Origin of the sequence: uncultured Clostridium sp., from assembly GCF_900547735.1 — a bacterium.
Taxonomy (GTDB): domain Bacteria; phylum Bacillota; class Clostridia; order Lachnospirales; family Lachnospiraceae; genus Otoolea.
Map to the genome: position 1 here is coordinate 38426 of NZ_URHZ01000038.1, position 11973 is coordinate 50398.

At 51.7% G+C, this 11973-nt stretch carries 10 protein-coding genes and 1 other RNA gene; 2 read left to right on the forward strand and 9 right to left on the reverse strand.

The window, feature by feature from the left end; genetic code table 11:
• The first annotated feature begins 75 nt into the window (after positions 1-75).
• Positions 76-1296, forward strand: coding sequence for a 6-phosphofructokinase (locus tag QZT18_RS13200; protein WP_294148463.1), 1221 nt, complete (start codon positions 76-78; stop codon positions 1294-1296).
• Between the two features lie 71 nt (positions 1297-1367).
• Complete coding sequence (locus QZT18_RS13205) at positions 1368-2252, forward strand: acetamidase/formamidase family protein (protein ID WP_294148464.1); 885 nt, start codon at positions 1368-1370, stop codon at positions 2250-2252.
• 115 nt (positions 2253-2367) lie between these two features.
• Here the strand turns inward: QZT18_RS13205 and QZT18_RS13210 are convergent, their stop codons facing one another.
• The 9 genes from QZT18_RS13210 to QZT18_RS13250 form a co-directional block, all read right to left on the reverse strand.
• Positions 2368-2523: a hypothetical protein gene (locus tag QZT18_RS13210; RefSeq protein WP_294148465.1), complete on the reverse strand. Its 156-nt coding sequence runs from the start codon at positions 2521-2523 to the stop codon at positions 2368-2370.
• 10 nt (positions 2524-2533) lie between these two features.
• Positions 2534-4792 carry a SpoIID/LytB domain-containing protein gene (locus QZT18_RS13215; protein WP_294148466.1) on the reverse strand — a complete coding sequence of 753 codons (2259 nt, stop codon included), beginning with the start codon at positions 4790-4792 and terminating at the stop codon, positions 2534-2536.
• 58 nt (positions 4793-4850) lie between these two features.
• Positions 4851-6095 carry an AI-2E family transporter gene (locus QZT18_RS13220; protein WP_294148467.1) on the reverse strand — a complete coding sequence of 415 codons (1245 nt, stop codon included), beginning with the start codon at positions 6093-6095 and terminating at the stop codon, positions 4851-4853.
• Positions 6096-6309: 214 nt separating this feature from the next.
• Positions 6310-6489, reverse strand: a non-coding RNA gene (ssrS, locus tag QZT18_RS13225) — 6S RNA.
• 197 nt (positions 6490-6686) lie between these two features.
• On the reverse strand, positions 6687-8006 hold the full coding sequence (locus tag QZT18_RS13230; RefSeq protein ID WP_294148468.1) for a pyrimidine-nucleoside phosphorylase: 1320 nt from the start codon (positions 8004-8006) through the stop codon (positions 6687-6689).
• A gap of 69 nt (positions 8007-8075) precedes the next feature.
• Positions 8076-8555 carry a cytidine deaminase gene (gene cdd / locus QZT18_RS13235; RefSeq protein ID WP_294148469.1) on the reverse strand — a complete coding sequence of 160 codons (480 nt, stop codon included), beginning with the start codon at positions 8553-8555 and terminating at the stop codon, positions 8076-8078.
• 53 nt (positions 8556-8608) lie between these two features.
• Entirely contained in the window at positions 8609-9682 is a 1074-nt protein-coding gene (locus tag QZT18_RS13240) for a hypothetical protein (protein ID WP_294148470.1), read from the reverse strand.
• A gap of 272 nt (positions 9683-9954) precedes the next feature.
• A complete protein-coding gene (gene deoC / locus QZT18_RS13245) occupies positions 9955-10608 on the reverse strand; it encodes a deoxyribose-phosphate aldolase (protein ID WP_294148471.1) in 654 nt (217 codons plus the stop codon).
• A 19-nt stretch (positions 10609-10627) separates the two neighbouring features.
• The gene (locus QZT18_RS13250) at positions 10628-11788 is read right to left on the reverse strand and encodes a phosphopentomutase (protein WP_294148472.1); all 1161 of its coding nucleotides are present in this window, start codon (positions 11786-11788) and stop codon (positions 10628-10630) included.
• Positions 11789-11973: the final 185 nt, after the last annotated feature.

Genomic DNA, 11973 nt, shown 5'->3' on the forward strand with positions numbered 1-11973 from the left:
TATCCGGTTGAAATCTTTCCTCCTCTATTATAGAATATAAGATATCATACCTCTGAAAAAAAGGAGAAACACATAATGAAGAAAAATATTATCGTCGGCCAGTCAGGCGGCCCGACCGCCGTGATCAACGCCAGCCTCTGCGGAGTCATCAGAGAGGGGAAAAACCACCCTGACAAAGTAGGAGCCGTTTATGGCATGATTAACGGAATCGAAGGATTCCTGGCCGGGAAATACATGAATTTGTCATCGGAACTCAGCGAGGAGGATTTGGATCTTCTCAAACTGACTCCTGCCGCTTATCTCGGCTCCTGCCGTTTTAAGCTCCCCGAAAATCTTTCCGCAGCATTCTATCCCACCCTGTTCCACAAATTTGAGGAACTGGATATCGGATATTTCTTCTATATCGGAGGCAATGACTCCATGGATACCGTGAGCAAACTGTCGCGCTATGCCGCCGGAATCGGCAGCGATATCCGTTTCATCGGAATCCCCAAAACAATCGACAATGATCTCGTGGGGACGGACCACACGCCCGGATTCGGAAGCGCCGCAAAGTACGTCGGTTCCACCGTCCGTGAGATTACCCTGGACGCCTCCGTTTACCAGCAGAAATCCGTCACCATCGTGGAACTCATGGGACGTCACGCCGGCTGGCTCACCGCCTCCAGCGTCCTGGCCAGAAAACACGAGGGTGATAACCCGCTTCTCATTTATCTGCCGGAGGCCCCTTTTGAATTCGAACAGTTTTCCATTGACTTAAAGAAGGCGTTTGAAAAAAGCCAGACCGTCGTTGTCTGCGTTTCGGAAGGAATCGCGGATTCCGCCGGACATTTTATCTGTGAATACTCCAATGAGGCCCAGCTCGACACCTTTGGCCACAAAATGCTGACCGGCTGCGGTGAGATTCTGGAAAATTATATCCGCAACCAGTTCGGCGTCAAGGTCCGTTCCGTGGAAGTGAATGTGAGCCAGCGCTGCTCAGGCATGGTTGTCTCCGCCCAGGATATAGAGGAGGCCGCCGAGGCCGGCTCCTACGGCGTCAAAAATGCAATGGAGGGCGTCAGCGGAATGATGGTGGCATTCAAACGTACCGGGGACGAGCCGTACACAATGGAGTGTACCCTGGCCGACGTCAATGAAATCTGCAATAAAGAGAAAACATTTCCGGCCGAATGGATCACAAAAAACGGAACCGATATCGGACCGGAGTTCCTCACCTATGTACTTCCCCTAATCCATGGAGAAGCAGAACGAAAGATGGAGAACGGACTGCCGCTTTACCTCTACCGAAGATAAGCTTTTATTGCGGCTCTCAGCGTTTCCTGCCGTAAACCGCAAACAAAATATAAAAGGAAAGGAAATTTGCCATGACCACAATCACAAAAGAACATGTTCATTTTGCTTTCTCCCCTGCCGTTCAACCGGCGCTCAGCGTTCCTTCCGGGGACACGGTCCGTTTTGAGACTTACGACTGTTTCTTCAACCAGCTTCTCAGCGAGGGAGCCAATCTTTCAAATATCGACTCCTCCAAAGGCAATGCGGTAACCGGCCCCCTCTATGTGGAGGATGCCGCTCCCGGTGACACCCTGAAAATCGAAATTCTCGATATCGCCATGGGCCCGGTCGGCGTCTGCGGTTCTTTCCCTCAGACCGATTGGGACAACGGACTTCTCACCGAAAAATACTTCCGCCGTTTTTCAGTCAAAGACGGTGAAGCCGAATTCAACAGCTCCATAAAAATCCCGGTTGATCCGATGATTGGCGTCATCGGCACCGCACCGAAGGAAGGCGAAGTCTCCACAATGACGCCCCTTGATCACGGCGGCAATATGGACTGCACCCAGATTAAGACAGGAACCACACTCTACCTTCCGGTCAATGTCCCCGGCGCCCTTTTATCCATGGGAGATCTTCACGCCGTCATGGGCGACGGTGAAGTCTGCGGCTGCGGTCTGGAGATCGAAGGCGTCGTCACGGTCCGCGTCACGGTCTTAAAAGACTGTCCTCTTAAATGGCCGGCTGCCATCACGGACGGACGTTTCATCGTGATCGCCGCTGCCGAAACGGTGGATGACGCCTGGAAACTGGCAACCCTGCGGATGGAAACCTTTATCTCCTCCCAGGCAGGCCTCAGCTGCGAGGACACCTCTCTTCTCTTAAGTCTCTGCGGGGATCTGGCCGTATGCCAGACCGTCAACCCGATGAAGACGGTGAGAATGGAAATCCCGATAGGAATTTTCAAGGATAAATAACACTGAAAAAAGGGAACCTCCGTCCACATAAATGACGTGAAACGGAAGTTCCCTTTTTGCTGCCTGTCTTTCTACTGCCTGTTCATCAAAATATCTTTCTCTTTTTATAAACCGTTCACGGCACGAGATATTGTTCCAGTTCTTCCTCCGGGCCGCGGAACACATTCATGTCAATATACTTCTCCGTCCCCTCATATCCTTCCAGCACCGCGGTATCCGAGTACTGCCAGAACGTCCATCCGCTCTTATTTCCGAAAACAGGCGGATACATGGCCGCCGTTTTACTCTGTAAGCTCCCTGACCTCGATTCCGCTGTAGAAAAAGGACAGAATGTCTTTGTAGGTCTTTCCTTCCTTTGCCATCTGCTGGGCGCCGTTCTGGCTCATTCCAACGCCGTGGCCGTAGCCGCCGCCCCAGATCGTAAAGGTCCTGGTGCCTTTCTCCTCGTCTCTTGCCGTCTCATCCACCGCAATAAAAGCACTCGGCAGGGACGACCAGTCCGTCATCGTAGAACCGTCGTTTTTCTTATAAACAAGTTCCGGCGCACCCAGCGTGTTCCTGATCTGGGTCTGGCCCTTCAGGACTTTTTCTCCGTCGCTTCCGACCACCTTTACGGTTTTTGCAATTCCCCCAGTGCCGCGTTCGGTTACAAAGAGGGCCTGAATCGTACCGATCCCATCTATCTTCTCGGCCAGTTTTTTGTTGGTGACTGTTGTGGACCAGCGGTACATCGAATATCCTGAATCATAATTCTTTGTTCCCTGCCCCTGTATAAACGGCACAAAGGCATCATTTGTCGTCATGTCATCCATGCCGCCGTCCTCGGTGAGAGAAATTCCCTTCAGGTACGGCACATCCTTGATATCGGCTCCCCAGATCGTCCCGTCGGTGGAATAGCCGCAGGAGGTGGAGAAATAGTAGGTCTCCGCCGGGGTGTCCCCGTAAAATACCATCTCTCCGTCCGTCTCTTTGACGGCCAGGTCGGTTCTCTCGTTGGATTCAATATTATTATATACCTGATAATTGGTGCTGTCGTCCACATGGGCGCCGTACTGGCTGTAAGCGTTGGCCTGAATCTGCCGGTAGGCATAGGTCCTGGCGCAGACGGCCTGGGCCTTCAGTGCCTCAACCTCGTAGGAGGAAGGCATCTCACTCGGCACCACCCTGGTCAGATAATCTTCCACATCGACCTCGTTGAGAAGCAGGAGCCCTTTCGATTCACGGCTGATTTCAAAACAGCCGAAATATTCCGGTGTTCCCTGCTGCCTGCTGACACTCAGCACTTTAATCCCTTTTTGCCGGTCCTCCGGCTCCACCGTAATCCTGCCCTTGTTCAGGCGTTCGTCATCCTTTTTGATGACCAGCTCGCTGCCCGCCTCAATCCGTTCCGTAGAATCGCCGTACTCCACCGTCAGCGGCGTATCGGCCTTCAGTATCACCTGATCGTGGAAAATCGAGGAAAATCCCTTATCCATGATAAGGACCCTGATGTTCTTTGCGGAGAAGCTCTTCACCAGCAGGGCCGCGCAGATCTTCTTATCGGCCACCACGAATTTCTCCAGATTATATCCCACCAGAATATCTTTTTTCCTCTGTTCCTTTACCACGCCGTATGTCTTATATACCTTAAAGTCTTTATCGAGGCGCACCTCCCCGTATCCTTCGATCTCAATTGAGTCGTCGCGGACCGCCAGAACCTTTCCCTCGATTGTATCCGTTTTCAGGGACAGTTTTTTAATTTTCCCCCTGCTCAGGGAGATATCGGCCAGCACTCCGCTCTCCTGCTCTTCCACTTCCTTTGCCAGTGGAAATTCCCGGACAATGGTGCCTATGTAAAGATTCATCTTATCGCGTTCGCCGGCCGCCAGCCATACATTCCTGTATACGACGTCCTCCGACACCTCCTCGGTGAGGTGTATCATCTCGCCGTTTCTGGCCAGGACGCGGATCTCACGGTCGATGTGGGAATCCATGGAGAGTCCCTCAAAGCCCATAATGCCCTCGCTCGTATATGCGGTCCAGGGCGCCGCCTCCTTCACATTATCGGGAGTTCCATAAAGCAGAAGGTCGACTTCCTTAACCTCCTGTTCCTTGTCTGCGGCTTTCAGGAACGACGGATAAAAGAGCCACCACGCCTCCTTCGGCATCGGTTTGTTATACTTCTTCCTGGAGACGCCCAGAGCCTGTGAAAGCCCCTTTGACACCTGCTCTGCCGCAAATGCCGCCTCCCCGTATGTAAGAGCCGAGGATGCATAATCATCCTCCTTAACGGTTCCCTCCTCGATCAGTCCCTGCTCCAGCAGATAATCGATGTATTTCGCCGACCAGTCTTCCTGCATCCTGGCTGGAAGATGGGAGCCGTTCTCCTTCTGGGAGGACAGGCAGCCGTCTTTGTCCGTCAGCGCGAGCGCCATGGCTTTGGATGCCATGGCGCGGGAAATGTAATTATCTGCTGTATCGAGTTTGACAATTATGATAATCAGGACTATCACAACCGCCGGAATCAGGAAGGCCCAGTAAACCATCTTCTTTGATCTCATAAAAATCCTTTCCCGGACAGCGCCTCATTATTATTTGGCAATGAAATAGTTTTCACTGTTATTTAATGAACTTACCGTTTTTTTCGTCAATATGATCCAGATCCCTATAATCTTCCGTCGCCATGGACAGGTTCTTATTCCTGAGTGAAAAATGCACCGCCCTGGCAATCAGATCATAGATAACCGCAAATGCCGGAACCGCAATAATCATTCCGACAAACCCGAAAAGCCCTCCGAACAGCAAAATGGAAAACAGAACCCAGAAGCTGGAAAGTCCCGTTGAATCACCGAGAATTTTCGGTCCCAGAATATTGCCGTCGAACTGCTGGAGAAGCAGGATAAATATAAGGAAATAAATACATTTGACCGGACTTACAAGCAGTACCAGGAAACCGGTCGGTATCGCTCCGATGAACGGACCGAAGAACGGAATGATATTCGTCACTCCGATAATGACGCTGATCAGCAGAGTAAACGGCATCTTCATAAGCGACGTTCCGATAAAGCAGATAATACCGATGATCAGGGAATCCACCAGCTTTCCAATGATGAAACCGCCGAACATCTTGTTCACAAAGCGGAGCTCTTCCACCACGCTGTTGGCCCACTTGAGATTGAGACAGCCGTAGATCACCTTTTTACCCTGGGCTGCCAGGGTATCCTTGATGTTGAGAAGATAGACCATGACGATCAGGCCGATGAGCCAGTTCTTAACAAACACCAGAAGGCTCAGAACGCTGCTGGAGACGCCGGTCAGGAATTCCCCAAGCCTTGTCATGTCAATATTGGTAAAGGATTTCTCAAGCCAGCTTTCCGCCATCTGGACCCCGTTCTGCAGGTTGCTTAAGACCATCTCCTCAATATCCGGATTGTCGGCCAGGACCTGGCGTATCCAGGAATAGAGGTTCTGCAGATAGGTTGGGAACGAATCCCGGATCCCGGCCAGGCTCTCAAGCATCTGGGGAATCAGCATCTGGAAGAGGCCTGCCACGACCACCAGGACGAGTGATACGCTGGCCGCTGTCCCGACTGCCTTTGCAATACCCGTCACATGCTTCTCATCCTTCCATACCTTCAGAAGTTTCCGCTTAACGGCATTTGTCACCCGGTTGTAAATCGGGGTTGTAAGATAGGCAAGCACCGCACCGTATATAATCGGTGCGACAATTCCGATAATCAGATGTATAACCTTTGCCACCTGATCCCAGTACTGGATACAGTACCAGAACACGATACAGATCGCAATCACGGTAACCGCCGTAAGGCCGGTGTAAAGGTAACGCTTAAATTCATTATTTTTCATGTTCTTCCCTCGTCCGTATTTATTCACCACCAGTATACAGGAAGTCCTCCATACTTGGCAAGTAATATCATGTAAAGATTTCTTAACAAAAAGTAAACATTGGGTGAAAACGCACCTCATGGGATGCCGCCTGTGTACGCCGGCCAGGATCGCCCTGCTGTTTACCGCTTCAAGGCAAAGCAAAAGCAGCGATTGCTCGCTGCTTTTTATCGTTTGTAACCCCAAAATGCCGGCTCTTACAGTATTGACGCCTAGCTCTGCTAGGTGGGCAACCTCACTTAGGCTTCTGCCTTCCACTCATAGGAGGCCTGACATCCGCTTAAAAATATTGGAATCCCGTTATGTCCGATGTAGGTTCAAAAAAAGTAAGAGTTGTCGAGCATCCCAGGAGTTACAAATGCTCTTATTCATTGGGATGGAAAGCTTTATCTGATAAGCTTTTCATCTTTTGATAACGTTATTATACACCAGTTCCATGTGTTTTTCAAGTTCCATTTACTGGCCCTTATCTTAAGGTTTTCTTGTCTTTCGTGTTCTTCCCTTTATTTCCAGTGTCTTCCGCTTAAAATATTTTTTTGAAATACGGTTGTTTTATCGTTCCACACCGTCTTTCGAAACCCTCGCATACACCAGTTTTTTGGCCTGCGGAGCGGCGTCCGAGAATTGGTAGGAGGAAAGGATTTTTGTCTCTGCCGGGCCGAACAGGCTCTCATCCGAGGCATACAGTTTTACAATCGGCTCCCCTTTTTTTACATAATCACCATATTTTTTATAAAGAATGATTCCGGCCGCATTGTCGATCACGTCCTCTTTCGTGCTCCTTCCGGCCTTCAGAAGAACCGAGGCGATTCCGCACCCTTCCGTATCCATGCGGGAGACGTATCCGTCTTCCGGCGCCTCCACGGTCCTGCAATACGGCGCCTTCTCAAACCGTTCCGGATGATCGATGAAAGAGCCGTCTCCTCCCTGTGCCTCGACCATCTTTTTAAATGATTCAAAAGCGCTTCCGTCTTCCAGCGCCCGCTCCGCCATACGGTAACATTCCTCCGCATTCCCGCGTCCTGCGGTATGCAGCATCTCGGCCGCCAGCCTGAGGCAGACTTCCCGCAGATCCTCCGGTCCTTTTCCTCTCAGCGTGTCGATTGCCTCCATCACTTCCAGGGAATTGCCGATGGCAAAACCAAGAGGCACATCCATGTCCGTGATCAGGGCCGAGCAGGAGCGGCCGGCTCCATTGCCTATCGCCACCATCTTCTGAGCAAGCGTGATGGAGTCATCCAGCGTCTTCATGAATGCCCCGCTTCCCGTCTTGACGTCCAGAACAATCCCATTGCTCCCGGCCGCCAGTTTCTTGCTCATGATGGAGGATGCAATCAGCGGTATGCTGTCCACCGTGGCCGTCACGTCGCGCAGCGCATAAATCTTTTTATCGGCCGGAACCAGGTTGCCGCTCTGTCCGACCACCGCAATCCCTGTTTTCTTGACAATCTCAAAAAATGTTTCGATTGGTATGGAAGTCTGAAAGCCCGGGATCGCCTCCAGCTTATCAATGGTGCCTCCCGTGTGCCCAAGCCCGCGGCCGGACATCTTTGCAACCTTCACTCCGAGCGACGCCACAATCGGGCCGACAATCAGGGTCGTCTTATCTCCCACGCCTCCGGTGCTGTGCTTATCCGCTTTAAATCCTTCGATTGGCGAAAGGTCCACCATATCGCCGGAGTGGGCCATCTCAAGTGTCAGGTTCGTCGTCTCCTCATCATCCATCCCGTTAAAGCAGACCGCCATCAGCATAGCCGCCATCTGGTAATCCGGAATCTCACCGTTTACGAATCCCCGGACCATAAAGCGGATTTCCTCCCGGTCAAGGCTCTCATTCCTTTTCTTTTTTTCAATCAGATCATACATTCTCATAAGCCGTCTTACCTCCCTTTCATTCGGCTGTTCCAAACCGTGTAAAACGTGCACGGTTGATACGGCGCATTACACCAGGTTTTCAGGCCCGAAGCTCTCTGGCAGTAGTTCTTCCAGCGTATAAGTTCTGTAATCATCCACCGCTCTCGCCACAATCACCTGGAAACCGGACGGACGGCAGAATTCCCTCATCACCTGGCGGCAGATTCCGCAGGGTGCGCAGTATGTTTCCGTCTTTCCGTCTTTTCCTCCGCATATCGCAATGGCCCTGAACTCCCGCCGCCCCTCGCTGACCGCTTTGAAAAATGCCGTGCGTTCCGCACAGTTGGTCGCAGGATAGGAGGCATTTTCAACATTAACTCCCGTGCAGACCGTTCCGTCCATGCACAGAAGGGCCGCCGCCACATGAAAATGGGAGTAGGGCGCATAAGCGGAAGGAAGCCGTTCAAAGGCCGCTTCGAGAAGAGCCCTTATCTCCTCTTTTGTAAGTTCCGCCTGCGGCTCGCCGTTTCCGGCCCGTATCTTCCGTATTGTCCGTTTTTCCGCCATCTTTACTCCTCCTTTACCGCGCCGGGTTAAATTAACTATTTTATTTTTCTCTGTTAACGGCTCCGCGAATCTGTTTGCACCCGCTTTATAAAATTAATAATCAGCAGCGCAATGACCGCAAATGCAATATATCCGTAAATAGGGTACAGTACTCCAATCAGACTGCCGAATCCCAACTGGCTCGCGGCCCAGGCCGCAACGCCCAGCAGGGAGGAAAACACCATTCTATGCTTCTCTATACAGGCAAACCGGCAGAAATACCGTGGGACCGGGGTGAATACCGACATTGCCGCACCAAACATGGCTCCCAGAAGAAATATGGCGCAAATCCATGAAAAAACGGGATGAACCATCTCCGCCAGCGTCAGGATCGGCAGCTCCGTCTCCGTCGCCGCGCTTCCCGAATGCATGGCAAAAACAAGGCAGAGCCCAATAATAAATAAAATAACGCCTCCTGCAATCACACCGCGGATCGCCGGTTTCTTTGATTCGTTTGCAAGGCCCAGGGGCGCAAGGGCGCCGATGGCACAGAAAAAGTTATAGGAAGTGAAATTGGCGGCGGCAATCCCCCAGCTTCCCAAAAGCGGATTGGATGCGGCCTTTGGCGAAACCGCTATCCGGCCAATCCCATTCTTCATAATCACAATCAAAGCCGTGACAATGGTCAGCGTCACCAGGACCGGGACGACGCGTCCGAAGGTCTTCACCACCGCTTCCACTCCGCCGAGCGACACGGCGGTTACAAGCGCACAGAATATGGCGCTTCCCACGATTCTGGCCGTATGGCTGCCGGTCAGGTTCTCAATCAGAGTGCCCGCTCCGGAAGCCATAACCGTATAAATCCCAAACATAAAGGTAATCTGCACCGCTCCGATCGCCGTGCGCAGCCACGGAAGCTCCACCGGCATCACGACCCGGTCCATCTCCCCCGTGCCGCTCATCCCTGCCGTAAGGAGCAGTATGATTCCCAACGACGTCAATATAAAGCATGCCGCAAACAAACCGGCAATTCCCTGTATGCCAAAGCAGCCGAAATACTGCCATAACTCCTGCCCCGAGACAAATCCCGCTCCGAGAAAGCAGCCCATAAACGTGGCGCAAATCTGCCGGGTTCCTATCTTATCCATAATATCTTCCCCTGAAATAACATATTTAATATTATGATACGTTTAAACAGCCTGTAAGGCAAGCAGTTTTTTGCGCGGCGATCCGGACTTCCGCACCGGGCGCAGCCGCATAGCGGCATATTACATCTTCGCGCGAGTGCGCATCCTGCCCGGAGGGCTTTTTATATCATAGGAAATTGTTCCTATGATATAAAAAAGCAGCGGGGACAAACCGTATGGCCGGCCCTCCCCGCTGTTTCATCATCCCGGCTCGGAACTTGCTGCGCAGCCGGTTATGCTTCTTCTTTTATAATTTTAACCACTCTGCTGGTACCCAGCCTGTCGGCGCCCAGCTCCATGAAATGCTCCGCATCCTCCAGGGAACCGATTCCCCCTGCCGCTTTAATCTTGATTCCGTCACCTACGTGGGCGGCAAACAGTTTAATGTCGTCAAAAGTGGCGCCTGCCGTGGAAAAGCCGGTGGAAGTTTTAATGTAATCGGCCTTTGCCTCCGTCACCAGACGGCACATCACAATCTTCTCTTCCTCCGTCAGAAGGCAGGTCTCGATAATTACTTTGAGAAGCTTTCCTGCGCAGGCTTCTTTGATCGCCTTAATCTCATGCAGGATCTTCTCTTCCTTTCCGTCCTTCAGATCACCGATGTTAATCACCATATCGATCTCGTCGGCCCCTTCCTCTACTGCCGTCTTTGTCTCAAATACCTTGACCGCCTCGGTGTTATATCCATTCGGGAAACCGATGACCGTACAGATGCGCATTCTGTTTCCCACATATTCCTTTGCCTGTTTTACAAAGGACGGAGGGATGCACACGGATGCCGTTCCGTATTTGACTGCATCGTCGCAGAGTTCTTTAATCTGTGCCCATGTGGATTCCGGATGAAGCAGGGTGTGATCGACCGCTGCCAGTATTTTTTCTCTGTTCATGTTAACTTCTCCCGTTCTGTTAAATAATTTCTCCGATGAAGCTCTCACCGGCCGTCTCTCCCGGCACATCGAGATAATCCAGGATGGATGCCGCAATATCGGCAAATGTCTTTCTGGTTCCCAGGTTTACGCCCTCTTTCACAGCCGGTCCTGCTATCACAAGCGGTGTGTACTCTCTGGAGTGGTCGGTGGAAGGCGTGCTGGGATCGCAGCCGTGATCGGCCGTAATCATCATAATATCGTCTTCCCCAAGCATTGCAAGAAGCTCCGGCAGACGACCGTCAAAATAAGTCAGGGCCTTTGCATAACCCTCCACATCATTCCTGTGTCCGTAGAGCATATCGTAATCCACCAGGTTCGTAAAGCAGATTCCGTTAAATTCATTCTGTGCATAGGCAAGCGTCTTGTCAATGCCGTCCCCGTTGTTCACGGTGCGCACCATATCCGTCACGCCGCTTCCGGCAAAGATGTCGTTAATCTTACCGACTGCCAGAACATCTTTTCCGGCATCCTTAATATAGTTGAGCATGGTAGCCTTCGGCGGCACCAGGGAATAGTCATGGCGCCTGGAAGTCCTGCTGAACGGAAATTCTCCCTCAAACGGACGGGCAATCACACGGCCTACGCCGAATTTTCCGGTGCAGAGGCGTCTCGCTATCTCGCAGTAACGGTAAAGCTCCTCGATCGGAACGAGCGATTCATGGGCGGCAATCTGAAACACACTGTCCGCCGACGTATAAACAATCAGGGCTCCCGTTTTCAGATGCTCCTCGCCGAAGTCCTTGATAACCTCTGTTCCTGAGTACGGCTTATTGCAGAGAACCTTTCTTCCCGTCTCTTTTTCAAATTCATCTAAAAGTTCCCTTGGAAAACCGTCGGGGAACGTTGGGAGCGGCTGCTCGGAAACAACGCCCGCAATCTCCCAGTGGCCGATCGTCGTATCCTTGCCTCTGGATTTCTCCGTCATTCTGGCAAAGGCTCCGGACGGAGACGCACTTTTTTCACGGCAGTCAACGCCGTCAATATTAAAAAAACCCAGTTTCTGCATATTAGGCATGGAAAAAGAGGAACTCCGGGCCGCCGCCGCAATTGTGTTGCTGCCTGCGTCACCGTAGTCGGCCGCATCCGGCATTTCTCCGATTCCCACGCTGTCCAGTACAATTAAAAATACACGTTTCATATCATTTACCTCTTTTCTGTATTATGAGCACACGGCCGTATTGAAAAGCCGCTATTATCATTCCACATCTACAAGTATATAACAGGATGGGCGGGTTGTCACTAAATAGTTAGGTTTAATTGAGGGGCGGGGACGCCTCTGTGAGACGGCGGACGGGGGAGTGGGAGGGGGGTTATGAGTCTTCA